Consider the following 17,723-nt stretch of genomic DNA (forward strand, 5'->3'; position numbering starts at 1 on the left):
ATCGACGGCAGAGAGGATTCGTCCGGGCTCGCAGGCACGCCGGAGCTCTCATTTCGCTTTCAGACTGATTTTGTAGCTCGCCTTGTTCTTGGCAATCTCAATATTGTCTTCGCGCGCCAGCCAGCCGAGCGCCAGCCACAGCATTTTGTCGTCCGCGCCGGTCGCCCTCTTCAGATTCGTCGGCGTCATGTCCTGCTGACCCTGCAGGGCGTTCCAAATTTTACCGGCGATTTGACCGATTTCTCCAGTCATCACTCCTCCTTATGACTTTGTATCATTGCATTCAGCGGGAATCCTCAACCTCGGTTCACGATCAGCCAGCCAGACGCCTGCTCGTGATGGGCACAATCGCCACGATGCTGCAAACACGCGAACAACGCAAAGCGAGAATTCAATAGGCCGCAGGTGTTTTTCAAAACGGCGTATGATATAGTGATTTGTCCCAGGAAAGTCAAGCTTTTTTTCAGATTTGCAGGAGGCGGGACAGCAGTTCACCGGCATCGGCAAAGCGTTTTGCCGGCTGCTTTTGCAGCGCTTGCAGCAGCACCTGTTGCAGGCCGGCCGAAACCGCCGGTGCAATCACACCCGGTGCGGCTGGATTCTCGTTCACGATGGCATAAGCCAGCGCATACAAATTCTCTCCCTGAAACGGCCGGCTGCCGGTGAACAGCTCGTACAGCACCACGCCCAGGGAGAAGACGTCGCTGCGCCGATCGACTTCCAGGTTGCTGATCTGCTCGGGCGACATGTAGGCCGGCGTGCCGAGCATCTGGCCGGCCTGAGTGAGACGCAGACCCGCCTGCTCGCGCCGTGCAATGCCGAAATCCAGCAGCTTGACGACTTGCTGGGAATTGACGATGATGTTGCTCGGCTTGAGATCACGATGGATGAGGCCGGCGGCATGCGCGGCGGCGAGCGCCGTGGCGATTTGCCGCGCGACGGCCAGCTTCCGGCTGAAATCGTTATGTGGCTGACTCGCCCACGCATCCAGCGGCAAACCTTCCACATATTCCATACACAAACAGGGCGCGCCGTCGACAAACTCCACGGCATAAATGATGGCAATATTCGGGTGGTTGAGTTGGGAAAGCGCGCGCGCCTCCGCCAGCAGGCGGGCGCGCTGCGCCGGCTCATGCCCAAGCTCCGGCGGCAGCACTTTGATCGCTGCCCGCCGCTGCAGATGTACGTCACGCGCGCAGTAGACGACGCCCATGCCGCCGCGCGCAATCTCATAAAGAATTTCATAAGCGCCGATCCGATCACCCGGCTGCAGCGGCAAGGTCACCGCGATCGTGCCGGCTGCAGTCGCTGACTCGACTTGTGCAAGGGCGCCGGGCAGGGCGGCCAGCCAGTTCTGGAACAATGGCGAACGCAGTTGCAGCGTCTCGCCGGTCTCAGCAAGCAGGCCGAGAGCGCGCAGAGTTTGCAGCGCGATGCGTTCCACCGCAGTAGTGGCGAGCGCCTCGGCCGGCAGACTCTGGCGGGCGCAGCGCTGCAGCAACGCCTGTTCGACCGGCTGCAGGCTTTGGTAATCGACTTGAAAAAAATTGCGCAGCGTTTCATCGTGCTGCATGCTGGCCAGAGCGGCATCGAATTCGCCCAACTCCAGCGTGCGCTTGGCCAGCACTTGCAGCAGAAAGGGATGGCCGCCGGTGCAGGCAAAGAGTTGTGCCTGCACGGCAACGTCAAAATCAGCCTGTGCGGTGAGGCGGCGGGCTTCCTCTTCTGAGAAAGGAGAAAGGTAAAGCGGCGGCGTGAAGCCGTGCAGAAAGGGTGAGGTTTCAGCGGCCTCGAACGTTTCCAGGCGCGCCAAGCGGCGGGTGGCGGTCAACAGGCAGCGGACGGCCTCGCTGCCCTGCAGCACGCGGCGCAAGCGCGCCAGCAGCGGCGCATCGTTCTGTGCCAGCGCGAGCAGGGCTTCTCCTTCGTCACACAGCAGCAGCAGTCTTTTGTTGTGCGAGCGCGTTGTGCTTTGCAGGCGCCGCAGGATTTCGGGAGTGGACAACTTCTCCCATTGGCGGTCGCAGTCGAAACGGTCGCGGGCCTCATCGAGGCCGGCGAGCAAGCTCTCGCGCAGGGTGTCGTCATCAACCGCGCCTTCCAAATCCCAATACAGCGGGAGGTAAACGGGATCGGCAGCGCGCAGCACGCGGCGCTCGAGCTCGCGCAGCAGCGAAGTCTTGCCCATGCGGCGCAGACCCGCGATCCACACCGCCGCGCGCGGGCCGTGCAACAATTCGTCGATCAATGCCGCGCGGCCGAAGAATTTCTCGCCGCGCACCCATTGGCCAATTACGAAGGGATGGGATTGCGTCATCATATTCGGAGCCAATACCATTTTCCGCCGGCGCGGCAGCGGCCAATCTCGGAGCTCCGGTCGCCGCGTTGCGCCCAGCCTCGAATTTCCACGTTCATGAGGCAGTATCCTCTCTCACTTCCTGCCGCAGGCGCTCGACCTCCGGCAAGCGGATGACACGCCGCCGGGTTTCGATGGCATGATTCACCAACCGCACGCAGAATTTCTGAATGAGAAACGGCCGGCCCTCGGAAAGCTGCCAGATTCTTTCTGCTGCCTCCGGCGTGAACTTGAAAAACCCCCTGACCGGCTCATGAATGAGCTGCAGCGCCTCGGCGCGCGACAGCGCCGGCATTGCGATTTGCTCGAAAAAATTGTACCACGGACTTGATTCACTCTCCCACTGTTTGCGAATGTTGCTGCCGGTCAGCACCGCCACCAGGTTCTCGCTGAATGACTTCATGAAAATCGAACGCAGCCGCTGGTTGGTGCGCTCACTGTAGCGATTGAGTTCATCCACTTCATCGAGCAGGAAAACCAGCCGCACGCGCTTGCCCGCCGCGCCGCGGTCATTCTCGCGGGCCTGCAAACACGCCAGGATGGTGCGCAAGTCTTCGGCGAACTCACGGTGGCCGTAGCCGGCGCGCGGCTGCGGTTTCGCCACGGCCGCCGCCACCTCCGGGCCGAGCTGGTCGCGCGCTTCTTCGATGAGATGCGTAAAGAACGACTCTTCGGCCACGCCCTGCAAATCCACCAGCACCGGCGCAAAATGATAAACCGGATCCTCCCGCTCCTTGAGCAGGCGCAGCAATTGATGCTGCAACGAAGTCTTGCCGATCCGCCGCGCTCCCGAGATCATCAGACTGTTGTTGGGCAGGGTACGCAGAATGCGCTCGAGCAATTGTCGCCGGCCGAAGAACATCTCGGCGTCACGAATCGGCGCGCCGGCGATGTAGGGATTGTAGCGATTCACGAACGAAATGCGGTTGCGGATCAGGCGATTGGCGAAAAGGGCGCCGAGCACGAACACCAGACCCGCGCCGGTGATCAGCCAGAATTGCGCGGTTTGATACAACGGCGGCAGGCGGCGCAGGCGTAACCGTTCCGTGCTGGTGTGCTGTTGGCGATCGAGATCAGCAGCAGTCACGGCGATTTCGTTTTCGCCCAGACGCAAGGGAATCGCGGCGGTGAAATGATATTTGCCTTCGGCATCCGGCTGCGGCCGGGCAGCCTCGGCTAGCGCGGCGCCATTCACCACAAAAGTGATCGCGGCAATGCCGGAATCATCTTGCGCATATCCGCGAATGCGCAGCGTCGGCGTGCGCACGCTGGCGGTGGCGGCCTCCGGCTCGCGCAGCACGAGCACCGGCGCGCCGGCCCGCACGTATTCGGTTCGGGTGATGGTATCGCTGCGCGCGGCAGCGGCGGGGGCCGGCGCACTCAGGCGGGCAATCTCGAATTGCACACGCTCGCGCCAGGCGGCGAGGGTGGCATCATTCGGCGCGAGTGTGGCGAGGCGATCGAAGCGGGCGAGCGCCTCGAAATAGCGGCCTTGCAGGTAGGCGGTCTGCGCAGCTTGCTGTTCTTGTGCGAGGGAATCAAGCGCGGCAGCCGGTTCCGCGCGCGCCGGGGAACTGCGCGCTGCCGGCGGATGCTCGGCAAACCAGCGCAAAATTTGTTGCCGGCCGGGTTCGTCCAACGCGGGGTTTGCCGTCAGCAAGGAATCCAGGCGGCGAATCGTGAAGCCCTGACCGAGGCGATAGCTCGCCTCCAACAGCGCCGTCCAGGGCAACACAGCCGGCGCGCTCTCACTCTTCTGCATTTGCAACAGGGCAGTGGCGGCCTCACGCAGCCGCAGCAGATTGTTGTAATCCGCGGGCAGCTCGCGAATGGTGGCGTATTCCAGTTCGCGATCGAAATGCGCGCGGGCGCCGGCATAATCCGCGAGGAAAAACAGCGCGCGGCCGAGTTGATAGTGCGGCAAATAATTGAAGGGGATCAACCCCACCTCGCTCACGGCATCGCGTCGCGGTGCGGGCTTGATCGCCAGCGCTGCTCGAAAATCCTGCGCCGCCTCCTGCCACTGGCTCTTCTCGACCTTCTGCAGGCCGTTCAAGTAGTGCGTGGACCATTGCGCCATGACTGCCGGTGCCGTCAACAGCATCATTCCCGCGAGCAGCATCAGCCACGGCCGCGGCCCATTCGATTGCTTCATCATAAACGCAACACCGCCGAGCCGATCAGGCTGATTTGCCCTCGTTCCGGACTGACATCCAGGCTCGTTTCGAAGCGCACCTTGTTGTTGAGCACGACGCCGGCGCCGGAAGTGAAATGCAGGAAGCCGGATTTATCCGGAAACTCGCGCTGCACCGCCGGCGCGCGTGAAACGGCCTGCCAGCCGAAGTTGGGTTCGGAGTAAATTCCCAGGCGCAACGGCCAGATGCGGCCCAGTTCGATCAAACGATACTCCACGCCGGCGCGCCAGGAAACGTGATGGTGCGCCGCCACGTCTCCCAAACCATCGGGATCGCGGCCGGCGACGTCGTCTTGCGGCAGATCATCATGCAGGCCCTGCAACAATCCGCGGCTGCGATAAAGCAGCACGTCCGCGGCCAGCAACAGACGGACATGCGCCCGCCAACTCAGCCCGAAACCGAGAAAGTCCGGCAGATTGAGCGTGAAGGGCACGCGTTTTTCTTCGGCAGTGAAATGGAGGGAGTCATCACGGCCGTCGCCGGGCGTGCGGTCGGGTAAAGTGTAAGCCGGCTGCGTGATGCGATTGACGATTTCATAGGCGGGCAGATGTTCATACACCGCGCCCAGCGTCCAGCGGGGACTGAATTCGAACAGCATGCCCAGGCTGTAGCCCGGCTTGAACTGGCTGCGCTGGGCATGATCGATGCGATAGAGGCCCTCGATGCGCACCGGCACGCTTTGCTCGGGCATGCCGGTGAAGTCGGTTTGCTGCCACAGCGCAGGCTCGAAGTACTGGCGTTCGTCGAGCTGCAGCCGCAACTGCGTGGCGCGCAGCGAGAGGCCGAGATGCACGCCGCCGGGCAGCGTGCGTGCCACCACCACGGCATTGTGAATCACTTCGCAATAGTGCTCGCTCGCCAGTCCCGGAAAGTTGCCGCCCGCGCCCAATTGCTCGGCCAGTGTCAACGGCCGGTTTGGCGCGAGGGTGAGAAATTGCCGGCGGCTGAAACTGAATTCCGAACGAAACGCCACCTGGCGGAAGGCCGCGAAAGTAAAACCCCACTGCGGGTAAGTGATGTTGACGAGCGTCTGGTCGAAGATCCGCTGGTATTGCCGCGCGCGGCCGTTGGATTCTTCCTGCCGGCTGACGGCAAAATCCGTGGTGTGCCAGCCGGCGCTATGACTCAAGCTGATTTCCGGCGTCGACAAAAAACTGATGCCGGCGGGATTGATGGCCGCGGCCGTGGCATCATCCGCGATGGCGATGAACGCGCCGCCCAGACTCGCGGGCCGGCTCGCGGGTTGAATCGGAACCAGGCGAAATTGCGTGAAGGCGAAATCAGCCAAACGCGGGCGGCTGGTTTGACTGCGCGCGGCGCCGGAGAGCATGACCAGCGACAGCAGCACCAGAATGCCGGCGAGGTGGCTGCGCCAGAACAGCGCGCAATCAGATCGCCGCGACGTGCGCACGCAGACCCGTTCCATATTTTTCAGAAAATCCGCAGCTCTCATCATCGTCTCGATAATGAAATTCACTGCCGGCAAGATAGCGCTTTGCCTTGGAATTTCAAGGGGATTTTTGGCCGCCGGCGCTGCCCGCTTGACATTGCAGCGATAAAAGCGTAATGTGAGCGGCGCCGGAGCGCGCGTCTGGCCTTTTGGCAAGAATGTTCCCGCAACGGCTTGGCCGTTGCATCAAAAACCGCAGATTTTCCACGGAACTCGAAGTTTTGAAATCCCCGGCTCAGCCGAGGTTGGAGCATTTTCCGACGGACTCGAACCAACCTGTGTGTACGACATGACTGACCCACAGAGTGATGATCTGAAACAAGAACTGCTCGCCCTGCAGACCCTGCACCGGTTGGCGCAGGCCCTGGTGATCGCGCCAGAAGCCGATGCAATTCTCGAACAGACGGTTGCCACTGCCACCGAGCTGACGACCGCAGCCGGCGCAGCGCTGTTGCTGGTGCAACCGGGCCGGTTTGAAGCGGAAGTCACTTCTGCCGGCTGGTTTCGCACGCTCGCGCGCCACGCCGCCGCGCCCGACACCGGCGCAGCAGAACTGCAACAACTCCACCGTCAGTTGGCCGGCTGGATTTTCAAACATCGCACCGCGCTGCTTTCGCCGTGGCTGCCGGAAGATGAACGCTTTCCGGGTTTGGCGATTTTGGGTCCGCCCGCGCTGGCCGCAGCGGGCGTGCCGATTCAGGCAGGCGAGGCCGTCATCGGCGCGCTGGTGGTAGTGAAGGGAGAGAGGCTGCGCAGCGGCGAAAATCCGATGGCGCGGCTGGAGCCGATCGCCGCACTGGTCGCGCCGGCCCTACAACGCCTGCGCCGGCTGCAGGAATTGGCGGAGGAGAACGACTATTTTCGCCAGACGCTGATCGCGCAGCAGGGCTTCCCGGGCATGCTGGCGAAAAGCGAGGCCATGCAAAAAGTCCTGGCGCTGCTGCAACGGGTGGCGCCCAGCGACGCGCGCGTGTTGATCGAAGGCGAGAGCGGCACGGGCAAGGAACTCGTCGCGCGGCTGCTGCATGAGTATGGCCCGCGGCGCGGTCGCAAGTTTCTCGCCGTGGATTGCGGCGCGATTCCCGACAATCTATTGGAAAGCGAGCTGTTCGGCTATGTCAAGGGCGCGTTCACCGGCGCCACGCAGAATCGCAAAGGCCTGCTGCAAGAGGCGGAAGGTGGCACGCTCTTTCTCGACGAAATCAACAATCTGCCCCTGCCGCTGCAGGCCAAGCTCATGCGGGTGTTGCAGGAGGGCGAGGTGCGGCCGTTGGGCAGCAACGTCACGCAAAAGGTCGATGTGCGCGTGGTCGCGGCCAGCAGCCGCAGCCTGGCTGAGCTGGTCAAGAGCGGCGCGTTTCGCGAGGATTTGTATTTTCGTTTGAAAGTGGTGCTGTTGCGCCTGCCCGCGTTGCGGGAGCGCAACGGCGATGTGCCGCTGCTCGCCGCGCATTTTCTCAAAAAGTACGCGCAACAATATCAAAAGCCGCTCACCGGTTTCGATCCGGCGGCGATGCAGATGCTGCAACGCTATCACTGGCCGGGCAATGTGCGCGAGCTCGAGCATGCGATCGAGCAGGCCGTGGTCCTGGCGCCGCCGCAGGCGCAGTGTCTGACCGTGAATGACTTGCCGGAAGAGGTGCGGCCGGGCGCACCCGCGGCAGCGCCGCTCGAGGAAATGGCCAGCCTGTCCGCGGCCGTGGAGGCACTGGAACGCCGCATGATTCAAAAAGCGCTCAACGCAACCAACGGCAACAAATCACAAGCAGCAGCGCGCTTGGGACTGAGCCGCCGCGGTTTGTTGAACAAGCTGGAACGGTATCAAATCGCGACGGAGTGAGCAGCCGGTTTCGGGTTCGCCCCAAAACACCACCGCCCGGGCGCTTCATCATGAACGCACGCACGCCTTGTTCGACTGGTGCACACTTCAGGAGCAAGCGCCCGGGCGGTTTCTTCCTGCTCTGAACAGACACTATTTCTTCCAGCGGGGGATGCGTTCGCGAATCCTGCCGAAGCCCAGCCGGTCGAACAATGCCTCCACTTTGCCGCGATCGGCGCCGGTGTATTTCAGCATGCGCCAGTTGGCTTCGACCGGAGCCTCGGTGGCGATGGTGGCGAGCTGCCGCGAGAGCATCGCGCTGGCGCGGCCTTGCTCCAGCTTGGCGCGAAGCGCGGCCGCGCCGCGCAGGTTCATGCGCTCGACCGCGGCGAGCCGCGCGTACAAGTCGTCCAGGTCATGGAATTTCGCCAGCAAGGCGGCGGCGGTTTTCGCGCCGATACCGTTCACGCCCGGAATATTGTCGACGGCGTCTCCCATCAATGCCAGCAAGTCCACCACCTGCTGGGGTCGCACACCGAAATGCTGTTTCACGCCTTTTTCATTCAAACGCCGATCTTTCGCAAAATCCCACAGCGTCACCCGCGGGCCGACGAGTTGCGCCAGATCCTTGTCGCCGGAGACGATCACGAACTCGCCGGTTTTGCGGCCCAGTTTGTGGAGAAGAGTACCGATCAAGTCATCGGCCTCGAAGCGATCGTCGATAAACGTGCACATGCCCAGCGCGGCGGTGACTTCGCGGCAGGCCTCGAATTGTGCTTCCAACTCCGGCGGCGGCAGCTCACGCTGGGCTTTGTAAGCCGGGTAAATGTCATTGCGAAACGAAGTGGTGAGGCTGCCGTCAAACGCCACGGCGAGATGCGATGGCTGCTCGCGCTTGAGCAAATCGAGCAGGAAAGCGGTGTAACCGTAAACGGCATTGCTGGCCGCGCCCGCGGGCGTGCGCATCGAGGCGGGAATCGAAAAATAAGCGCGAAAGACGTAGGGGCTGGCGTCAATGAGGTAGAGCGTGGGCATTGCGATCGGCTCCGGGAATTGTTCACGATTAGATGGGTGCCTGGCAATATAAGCGCCCGGCGTTGTGAAGCCAGAACAAAATTGCAGGAGACTTTGGGGGCTTTGGGGGCGGAATCCTTTGGGGGGCAGGATGGTTGAAAGGCCTTTTTCCCAACAGTGACGCGGCTCTGCCGGCAATAAGGTCGCCGGCGGACGAAGCAGGATTTTCATCGTCAGGAATCCGCCGCGTTTTTTCTGTCCGCTGCCACGGCGCGATCGCGAAATCGCGGGGGAAAATTAGCTTGACATTCGTGGGCGCGTTTTATATTGTTGCGTCGCGATAGGCGATGAATTTGTCCTTCATTTGCAAGTCCGGCCTCTGGTTCAGCCGTCATTGATCTCGCCTGCAAACCAACATCCACTCAGTTAATCCTCTCATCCATGAACCCCAGTACCAAGGGAGGTGTACCGATGCGAGTTGTACGTCTGTGGATCTTGCTGGCAGCGACAGTAATTCTCGGCTTGGCGTTTGCGGGAGCGGACAACGACAAACCTGCCGGCAGCCCTGCTGTGAAGATCGAAGCGGCGGCGCCGGCCAACGGTTCGGTCACCGGAACCGTGAAATACGCCGGCAAGGCGGCGTCCAAAACCAAGCTGCCCATCACCAAAGACACGGAAGTGTGCGGCAAGCAGGAACATTTCGATGAATCGCTGGTGGTGTCAGCGAACGGCGGCATCAAGGACGTGGTCGTGTCGATCACGGGCGTCACCGGCGGCAAACCGATGACTGCGCTGGGCAGCGATTTTGTCATCGACCAAAAAGGCTGCATGTACAACCCGCACATTTCCGTGGTGCCAGTGAAAACGCCGATTCGGATTCTCAATCCCGACGGCATCCTGCACAACGTGCACAGCTACAGCACCAAGAACAAAGAGTTCAACATGTCGCAGCCCAAGTTCGTGAAGGAGAAAAAGATCAGTTATGACTTCGCGGAAGTGGTGACGCTGAAGTGTGATGTACACGGCTGGATGAGCGCGAAAGTCATGGTGGTGGATCACCCCTACCATGCCGTGACCGACGCCGACGGCAATTTCACCATTGCCGATGTGCCGCCGGGAACCTACACGGTGGAATACTGGCAGGAGAAGCTGGGCAAGCAAACCGCCAAGGTGACTGTCGCTGCCGGCGCGGCTGCCAAGGCCGATTTCAGCTACCCTGCCGCGGCCAAGTGAAATGGAATGAATTCTCAGCCTCTGGTTCAAATCGAGAATCTAACCCACTCCTACGACGGGCGCGCGGCGCTGCGGGGAGTGGGTTTTTCTGTTTATGCCGGTGAAATTTTCGGCATCCTTGGGCCCAATGGCGGCGGCAAGACCACGCTGTTTCGCATTCTCGCCACGCTGTTTCAAGCCGGCGGCGGCCGCGCCCTGGTGGCCGGGTTTGACGTCGCGCAGCAGCCGCAACAAGTCCGCAGCCGTCTCGGGGTCGTTTTCCAGTCGCCGAGCGTCGACGGCAAGCTCACCGTGGCGGAGAATCTCCAACATCAGGGCAGGCTCTACGGCTTGCATGGTGCACTGCTGGAGCAGCGCCTGACCGGATTGTTGCAGCGCTTTGGCCTGCAGGAACGCCGCCATGAGCTGGTGGAGAATCTTTCCGGCGGGTTACGCCGCCGGGTCGAGTTGGCGAAAGGTTTGTTGCATCAACCCGCGATTCTCCTGCTCGATGAGCCGAGCACGGGACTCGATCCCGGAGCGCGCAAGGATCTTTGGGACCTGTTGCGCAGCCTGCAAAGCGGCGAAGGCGTCACCGCCCTGCTCACCACGCACCTGCTGGAAGAGGCGGAGAAATGTGATCGCCTCGCGATTCTCGATGCCGGCCGACTGATCGCGCTGGGCACGCCGGAGGAATTGAAAGCGCGCATCGGCGGCGACGTCATCATGCTCAACTCTGCGCAGCCGGAACTGCTGCGCCAGCGCATCCGTGAGCTGTTTCAAATCGAAGCGACGCTGGTGGACGGCCGCCTGCGCCTGGAGCGCGCCCACGGCCATGCGTTCGTGCCCAAACTCATCGAGGCATTTCCCGGCATGATCACCTCCCTCACCATCGGCAAACCGACCTTGGAAGACGTGTTTATCAAAGAAACCGGCCACCAATTCTGGGATGGCGCAACAGCACAGCGAGGTTGAAAGCGTGCCGCAACTTTCGAGTGTCAACCAACCGGAATCCTCCTCCGCCACCGGCTTGCCTTCGCCACGCTCCTTCTTCTGGCGGCCGGTGTTCACCCTGTGGCAGCGCGAGCTGATGCGCTTCGTGCGGCAGCGCAGCCGCTTGTTTGGCGCGCTCGGGCAGCCGCTGCTGTTCTGGCTGCTGCTGGGCGCTGGCTTGAGTCCCTCCTTTCAGCCCGCCGGCGCACCGGAGCATTTGAACTATTTGGAGTACTTTTTCCCCGGCACGATTCTGCTCATCCTGCTGTTCAGCGCGATCTTCACCAACATCTCCATCATCGAAGACCGTACTTCGGGATTTCTGCAATCCGTGTTGGTGGCGCCGGTTCATCCCGCCGTGCTGGTACTCGGCAAAGTGGGCGGCGGCGCCACGCTGGCGCTGGTGCAAGCCGTCCTCTTCCTGCTGCTGGCACCGTTGCTCGGCATCGCGCTGACCTGGCGCACGCTGCTCTCCGCCACGCTGGTGCTGGCGCTCAGCGCTGGCGCCATGACCGCCCTGGGTTTTGCCATTGCCTGGCGCATGGATTCGACACAGGGCTTTCACGTCATCATGAATGTGTTTCTCATTCCGCTGTGGCTGCTCTCGGGCGCGTTTTTTCCGGCAGCCGGCACGCCGGCGCCGCTGCAGTGGATCATCATGATCAATCCCGTCACCTATTGCCTGGCGGCGCTGCGGCAGTGTTTGTATGCGCCCGAAATCAGCCGCGCCATGGCGCTGCCGCCGGCCGGCCTCGCCCTGTTGATTACCGTCATTTTTGCGATCGCGATGTTCGGTTTGGCGCTGTGGTCGCGCCGCCGAGCCTATCGCCTGCCCTGATCAATTCCAAACAACATACAGCCATGAAATACTCCTGCAGACACTTCCTTGCTGCGCTGCTGCTGTTGCTGGCAACGGCGGCGACTCCCCAAACTCCCGAACAGGCACTGTGCGCGGTCTGCCGCGTGTTGGAAGGCACCACCACACCCGAAAAAGTGGCGGCTTCCACCATTTACCAAGGCCAAACCTACTACTTCTGCGCCAAACGCTGTCAGGGAATATTCGCGCAGGATCCCGAAGCCTACGTGCCGCCGGTGTTGCCGCGGCCGGCGCCGTCATTCACTGTGAACACACTGACAGGCGAGGCGGTGACGCTGGCGAATTTCCGCGGCCAGGTTCTTTTGCTCGACTTTTGGGCGACCTGGTGCAAGCCGTGCGTGCGCACCTTGCCCAGCCTGCAAAAAGTGCATGATCAGTTCGCCGACAGCGGCTTTTCCGTCGTGGGAATTGCCGTCAATGAAAAAGGCGTCAAGCCGGTGCAATCCTTCCGGCAGAAGCACAAGATCACTTATCCGATTTTCATGGATGCCGCGGACAAGCCGGCATGGGAAACATATCGCGTGAAAGTGATTCCGGCGATGTTTCTCATCGACCGGCAGGGTCAAATCGTGCAACAATGGGTGAATGAGCCGGATTTCAACGAAGTGACGGCGGCCATTCGCCGGCTGGTTGCGAAGCCCGAGCCGCGTGATTAGTGGTTGAGAGGATTGCTGCAATCCGTTGTTGTTGCCGTATGGCACAAAGGAGAGACCAATGCTGGAACGAAAGAACATCGCCACCGGCACAAAGTGGGAGCCGGTGGTGGGCTATTCGCGCGCGGTGCGGCTCGGCAACACGATTTGTGTTTCCGGCACGACGGCGACCAACGCCGACGGCGGGATCGTCGGCCTCGGTGATCCGTACGCGCAAACCGTGCAGACGATCCGCAACATTCAGACGGCGCTGCAGCACGCCGGCGCCCGCCTGCAGGACGTGGTGCGCACGCGCATCTATGTCATCAACATCGACGATTGGGAGCAGATCGGCCGCGCCCATGGCGAGTTTTTCGGCGCCATCCGGCCCGCGACCAGCATGGTACAGGTGAGCCGCTTGATCATGCCGGAAATGCTGGTCGAGATCGAGGCCGATGCCATCATTTCCTCATAACCCGAACGGGACGGAACCGCAAACGGCAAAATCCACGCAAAGCTGCCGGGAGGCGCAATGCAGACTTGGCTGCAGCCTTCCATGATTAGTGGCAACGGATGATCAAGCGATCATGGCGAGCCTCTGCGGCCAGGCCTCTCCGCGTGAGTTCTTTTCTCAACCTCGAATGCACTGAAGCTCTGCAGAATTGGCATTGGCATTTCTGCCGGGTTTTCTTACCTTCCGCGCAACACTCCCCACAATTCTCCTTCACCCCGAACCAAAACCGTGAGGAAGATCATGCGACTCGAAGAGCTCAAGCTCGTCCCCATCGAAAAGCCCGAGGCGATGAATTTCATTCTCGGGCAAAGCCATTTTATCAAAACGGTTGAAGATCTGCACGAGGCGCTGGTGGCCGCCGTGCCCGGCATCAAGTTTGGCCTGGCCTTTTGCGAAGCCAGCGGCCCGCGGCTGATCCGCTGGAGCGGGACGGACGAGGAGTGCCTGGCGCTGGCGAAGAAAAATGCGCAAGCGATCGGCGCCGGCCACAGCTTCATTATTTTCCTCGGCAATGTCTTCCCGATCAACGTGCTCGGCCTCATCCGCAATGTGCCGGAAGTGTGCCGGATCTTCTGCGCCACGGCCAACCCGACGCAAGTGATCGTGGCGGAGAGCGCCCAGGGCCGTGGTATTCTCGGCGTGATTGACGGCGAATCGCCGCTGGGCGTGGAAGGCGAAAAGGAAATCGCGGAACGAAAAGGCTTGTTGCGCCGGTTTGGTTACAAGCTCTGAGTCATCGCATGCGGCTGCGCCGACCTGGGCGGCGTAGCCAGACTTCAATCATCCTGCGAGGCCGGGGGGCGCGGCTGGTGGCGGTGGGATTCTGCCGGCGGCTGGGGAGCAAGCAGCTTTTCCTGCATCGTCGAAGTGGGTTTGGGTGGGACAACGGGTGAGCGGCGGTTGCGGCGATAGAGTCTGAGCCACAGGCCGACAAAGACGCCGGCGACCAGCAAACAGGCAAGGGCCACGACCAGCAGTGCTTGCGCCGTCATGCCCCTGCCTCAATTCAGATTCGCCCGCAGGCGTTCTACGGCCTTGCGGGCTACGGTATAATCCGGCCGTATGGCGAGCGCGGCTTCATAGTGCTCGAGCGCGCGCGGCCACAGCAACTTCCGCTCGAAGATCAAGCCGAGATTGGCATGGGGAAATTCGCGGTTTTCGTAGCGCGGGGCGGACATGGCCCGCCGCAGCCAGGGGATCGCCTCCTCGAGTTTTCCCATCTCCATCAAATAGACCCCGATGTCGTTGTAGGGATTGCCGAAATCCGAATCGAGCTGGATCGCGCGCCGGCATTCGGCAATCGCTTCCTCCAGGCGTCCCATCATGCTGTAGGTCCAACCCAAGAACGTATGCGCTTCCGCGGTCGGCGCGATTTCCAGAGATTTCTTGTAATGCGCGGCCGCCTGTTCCAAATGCCCCCGCATTTGCATCTCATATGCAATGCGAAAGAAGCGCAACGCCTCGTCTCTCAGTCTTTCCATGATTGGATCACGGGCGGATTCAGGGTTCAAGTGCAGCCGGCGTCACCGCAAGAGCAGGAGTTTTTTGCGCGCGGTTGCCTGCGGCGTGCGGATGACGTAGAAATAGACGCCGCTCGCAAGCAGGCGGCCGCGGCTGTCACGGCCGTCCCAGCTTATTTCCGAACGGCCGGCTTCGCGCGGGGCGGACAACAAGGTACGTACCTCCTGGCCCAGCATGTTGTAGATGCGGATATTCACCGGCGCCGCTTCGGTGAGCGTGAAGCCGATCACCGTCGCCGCGTTACCGGTAGAAACCCGAAACGGATTGGGCGTGTTTTGTTCCAGCACAAAACTTGTGGGCGGCTTGGGCGGCCGGCTGCCGACTTCCAGCGTGCCGTCGCGCCGCACGAGAAAATCACCTTGCGGTGAATTGCGCGGATAGGTGACGCGGCCGAAACCGTTGTCCTCCGCGGTAAAGTGAATCTGGAAGTGCGCCGTATCCGAGGCCGGTTTGGGAATCCGGCCGGCGAAGGCAATCGAATCAACCGGCGCCAGCGTCGCGCTGCTGTAGTTCGTGCTGCCGCGCTCGGCATACCAAACCTGCACGCTGCCCGGCACCAGGCCGTCGCGCGAAAGAATGCGAATCGTGACCTGCAGTTCGCCGTTGGTGGAGCTGATTTCAGGAAGATTGCTGAACGCCGGACCGAGCGCCGTGACCGCCGCGCGCGCATTCAGAATGCCATAGCCGTAATCATTGTTGGGCGTGGCGGCGAGGCTGCCGGTGCTGTGCAGCACACTCATCATCTGCTGCGGCGTGACCTCCGGATGCGCCGAAAGGATTTGCGCGACCACGCCCGCGGTCAACGGGCAGGAGAAAGAAGTGCCGCTGACGAAGCCGTAGCTGTTGGGCGCGCCGATCACCACGGCTTGCACGCCGATGCCCATGGCCATCACATCGGGTTTGATGCGGCCGTCCGCGGTCGGGCCGCGGCCCGAGAAGCCGACAATCTCGCCCGCCGCGTTGACCGCGCCCGCGGCAATCACGTTCGGGCCGTCCGCCGGCGCCGTGATGATGCGCCAACTGTCGTCACCCTCATTGCCCGCGCTGTTGACCACGATCACGCCCTTGCCGGCCGCAATTTCCGCGGCCTTGGTGATGATGGCGGTTTTGCCGTCCATGTCCGCGGGGGAATAACCCGCCTGCCCCTGGTCGAAGGTGCTGTAGCCCAGCGAGGTCGAAGTCACCTGAACGCCCAATTGCTCCATCCACTCGATGCCCGCCACCCAGAAATCCTCTTCGGCATGCGTTTCCGAGGTGATGTTTTCCGTTTTGGCAAACAGAAAATCGGCATCGAAGGCCGGGCCGATCAGTTGCCCTTCTTTGAAACCGCCCAGCACCGAGAGCGTTTCCGTGCCGTGGCTGTCCTGGCCGGGCGGATCACCCGACTGATTGCGTGTAACCTTGTCATTGCGGATGAAATCGCGCTCGCCGAGCACGCGGTTTTTCAGATGTTGAAAGGCCTCATGCTCCTGCCAGCGAAAGCCGGAGTCGAACATGCCCACCAGCACGCCACGGCCGGTGATGCCGGCATCATGCAAATCCGTGGCGCGGATCTGTTCCATTTGCGTCAGTGAGGTGCCATAGGAATAACGATGCGGCGCCGCCGGCTTTCGCAAGCTTGCCGGCGGTTGTTCCAGCGTTTTGACTGGCGGCGTTCGCAAGCGGCTCACCGGCCGCACGGAGGCAACGCTGGCGAGTTGCTCGACCGCTGCCCTCTGCGCCGGCGTGGCGGCTACACTCACCGCATTCAACCAGCGCGACACCGTGATGGGCGTCAGGCCGAGGGCCGCCAGCTCTTTGAGATAAGGTTCGTACACGTCCAGGTCGTAGGCATCGACCAGTTGGCTCTCGCCGGCGACCCTGGCGCGGCGCTGCAAAGCGCGCTCAGAAAGCCGCGACTTCGCTTCCTGCAACGCGGCCGCACTTTTGGCCAGCGCGGTCGGGCCTTTATCCTTGAAAAATATCCAAAACTTTTCTGATTGCTCCGCCTGCTCCTGGGATTGGGCGGACGGCGCGCCGAAATCCGGGGTGCCGGCAGAAAACGTGTCAGGCAGGAAAAACAGCGAGAGCAAAGTGGCGAGCGACACGAAGAAAAAGGGGCGCTGAGACAAGCGGTACCTCATAGGATTGATCGTTTACTGGTTTAGATGATTCAGAAGCGTCAGCGGCGCGCTGCTGGAACCCGCCCCGGTGCGATTGCCCTCCGCTCCGCACGCGCATTCTCGCGTTCTCTTCCAACAACGCCGCCGACGATCCGAAAATTTCGCCTTCACGGCAACAGTTGCTTGTGGGCCAAAATAGAAAAACAGCCTAGCAAAAGCAAGGGGCAAAACCGCGAGTGACGAAGCGCCTTGACACGATGACGGAGAGCCTGCGGCGGGAGGCAAGCGGCCGCCTGCGCCGCTGCCGGGTCAGGGTGTCAAAAATAAAAAACCGGGTTCCACTTGGTTGTAGAATCCGGCTCTGGCAGGCAATTCGAGGGTCGCGACGGTGCTTGGCGCAGCCGCAATCGCGTTTCTGGAAACTCTGGGGTATTTGATGGAACGGCCAAGCCCTGGCGGGAGCACTTTTGTGCAGTGCCTGCAATTTCGAACGGACGCCCGCTAGAGCAGCTCGTTCGGACTCAAGGCCACAGCGGCCTCCGGCTCGTCGCTGCCAGCGGTTTCCAGGGTGAAGGGGGTTGGCAAGGCGAGCAGGCGATTGACGCGCGCCAGCAATTCATCCGCCTCGACGTGACGATCGACCCAGCCATCGGCGCCGCTCTCCTGCAGCGAGCAGCCCAGGCGTTCGTCGCTGGCGACAATGGCGAGCACGCGCACGCGGCGGTGTTTGTGTTTGATCTTCTGAATCAGCTTGCAGGCGGTTTTGCCGTCTTGATTGAAACGGCTGTAATGCGCATCTAGCAGCAGCAAATCCGGCCGCTTGCGGCGCAAGAGCCGCATCAACGTCACTTCGTCCTCGGCAATGTCGATGCGATAACTCGCACACAGCGCCAGATACATGCGCATCTGAGATTCGAGGTCGTCGTTGAGAATGATGATTCGGTCCATAGTCGCAGCCCACGCTCTCGTTCGGCGAACTCTCTTCCCGGCAATCTGTCGCAACAGTGCCGAGCGCAAAACCTGCGCACAGATTTCCTG

Annotated in this window: 16 protein-coding genes; 7 read left to right on the forward strand and 9 right to left on the reverse strand. The window is 61.6% G+C overall.

All coding sequences use genetic code 11. The features are described 5' to 3' along the window. Nucleotides 1–48: 48 nt before the first annotated feature. The 4 genes from L6R21_25985 to L6R21_26000 all read right to left on the reverse strand — a co-directional run bounded on the left by L6R21_25985 (nucleotide 49) and on the right by L6R21_26000 (nucleotide 5,977). Complete coding sequence (locus tag L6R21_25985; GenBank protein MCK6562655.1) at nucleotides 49–252, reverse strand: winged helix-turn-helix domain-containing protein; 204 nt, start codon at nucleotides 250–252, stop codon at nucleotides 49–51. Between the two features lie 211 nt (nucleotides 253–463). Beyond that, nucleotides 464–2,320: a serine/threonine protein kinase gene (locus L6R21_25990; GenBank protein ID MCK6562656.1), complete on the reverse strand. Its 1,857-nt coding sequence runs from the start codon at nucleotides 2,318–2,320 to the stop codon at nucleotides 464–466. Nucleotides 2,321–2,411: 91 nt separating this feature from the next. Beyond that, nucleotides 2,412–4,514 (reverse strand): AAA family ATPase, encoded by a 2,103-nt coding sequence (locus tag L6R21_25995; GenBank protein ID MCK6562657.1) that lies wholly within the window; start codon nucleotides 4,512–4,514, stop codon nucleotides 2,412–2,414. Next, a complete protein-coding gene (locus L6R21_26000; GenBank protein MCK6562658.1) occupies nucleotides 4,511–5,977 on the reverse strand; it encodes a UPF0164 family protein in 1,467 nt (488 codons plus the stop codon). Before L6R21_26000 ends, L6R21_25995 begins: the two co-directional genes overlap by 4 nt. 313 nt (nucleotides 5,978–6,290) lie before the next feature. Between L6R21_26000 and L6R21_26005 the strand changes: the two genes are divergently transcribed. Continuing rightward, entirely contained in the window at nucleotides 6,291–7,841 is a 1,551-nt protein-coding gene (locus tag L6R21_26005) for a sigma-54-dependent Fis family transcriptional regulator (protein ID MCK6562659.1), read from the forward strand. A gap of 132 nt (nucleotides 7,842–7,973) precedes the next feature. Here the strand turns inward: L6R21_26005 and L6R21_26010 are convergent, their stop codons facing one another. Beyond that, entirely contained in the window at nucleotides 7,974–8,855 is an 882-nt protein-coding gene (locus L6R21_26010; protein MCK6562660.1) for an exodeoxyribonuclease IX, read from the reverse strand. 450 nt (nucleotides 8,856–9,305) lie between these two features. Between L6R21_26010 and L6R21_26015 the strand changes: the two genes are divergently transcribed. The 6 genes from L6R21_26015 (at nucleotide 9,306) to L6R21_26040 (ending at nucleotide 13,794) form a co-directional block, all read left to right on the forward strand. Continuing rightward, nucleotides 9,306–10,067, forward strand: coding sequence for a carboxypeptidase regulatory-like domain-containing protein (locus L6R21_26015; protein MCK6562661.1), 762 nt, complete (start codon nucleotides 9,306–9,308; stop codon nucleotides 10,065–10,067). 6 nt (nucleotides 10,068–10,073) lie between these two features. After that, complete coding sequence (locus L6R21_26020; GenBank protein ID MCK6562662.1) at nucleotides 10,074–11,021, forward strand: ATP-binding cassette domain-containing protein; 948 nt, start codon at nucleotides 10,074–10,076, stop codon at nucleotides 11,019–11,021. Then, nucleotides 10,996–11,877, forward strand: coding sequence for an ABC transporter permease (locus L6R21_26025; protein MCK6562663.1), 882 nt, complete (start codon nucleotides 10,996–10,998; stop codon nucleotides 11,875–11,877). The genes L6R21_26020 and L6R21_26025 overlap by 26 nt, the downstream gene beginning before the upstream one ends. Before the next feature lie 23 nt (nucleotides 11,878–11,900). Then, entirely contained in the window at nucleotides 11,901–12,572 is a 672-nt protein-coding gene (locus tag L6R21_26030; protein MCK6562664.1) for a redoxin domain-containing protein, read from the forward strand. Between the two features lie 61 nt (nucleotides 12,573–12,633). Continuing rightward, complete coding sequence (locus L6R21_26035) at nucleotides 12,634–13,023, forward strand: RidA family protein (GenBank protein ID MCK6562665.1); 390 nt, start codon at nucleotides 12,634–12,636, stop codon at nucleotides 13,021–13,023. A 279-nt stretch (nucleotides 13,024–13,302) separates the two neighbouring features. Beyond that, nucleotides 13,303–13,794 carry an adenosine-specific kinase gene (locus L6R21_26040; GenBank protein ID MCK6562666.1) on the forward strand — a complete coding sequence of 164 codons (492 nt, stop codon included), beginning with the start codon at nucleotides 13,303–13,305 and terminating at the stop codon, nucleotides 13,792–13,794. A 44-nt stretch (nucleotides 13,795–13,838) separates the two neighbouring features. Here the strand turns inward: L6R21_26040 and L6R21_26045 are convergent, their stop codons facing one another. The 4 genes from L6R21_26045 to L6R21_26060 all read right to left on the reverse strand — a co-directional run bounded on the left by L6R21_26045 (nucleotide 13,839) and on the right by L6R21_26060 (nucleotide 17,633). Further along, complete coding sequence (locus L6R21_26045) at nucleotides 13,839–14,054, reverse strand: hypothetical protein (protein MCK6562667.1); 216 nt, start codon at nucleotides 14,052–14,054, stop codon at nucleotides 13,839–13,841. A 9-nt stretch (nucleotides 14,055–14,063) separates the two neighbouring features. Next, nucleotides 14,064–14,543, reverse strand: a complete 480-nt coding sequence (locus tag L6R21_26050; GenBank protein ID MCK6562668.1) for a tetratricopeptide repeat protein — start codon at nucleotides 14,541–14,543, stop codon at nucleotides 14,064–14,066. A 42-nt stretch (nucleotides 14,544–14,585) separates the two neighbouring features. Then, nucleotides 14,586–16,694 carry a S8 family serine peptidase gene (locus L6R21_26055; protein ID MCK6562669.1) on the reverse strand — a complete coding sequence of 703 codons (2,109 nt, stop codon included), beginning with the start codon at nucleotides 16,692–16,694 and terminating at the stop codon, nucleotides 14,586–14,588. A 492-nt stretch (nucleotides 16,695–17,186) separates the two neighbouring features. Further along, on the reverse strand, nucleotides 17,187–17,633 hold the full coding sequence (locus L6R21_26060; protein MCK6562670.1) for a hypothetical protein: 447 nt from the start codon (nucleotides 17,631–17,633) through the stop codon (nucleotides 17,187–17,189). Nucleotides 17,634–17,723: the final 90 nt, after the last annotated feature.

The organism is bacterium, from assembly GCA_023150945.1.
Taxonomy (GTDB): Bacteria; Zhuqueibacterota; Zhuqueibacteria; order Zhuqueibacterales; family Zhuqueibacteraceae; genus Coneutiohabitans.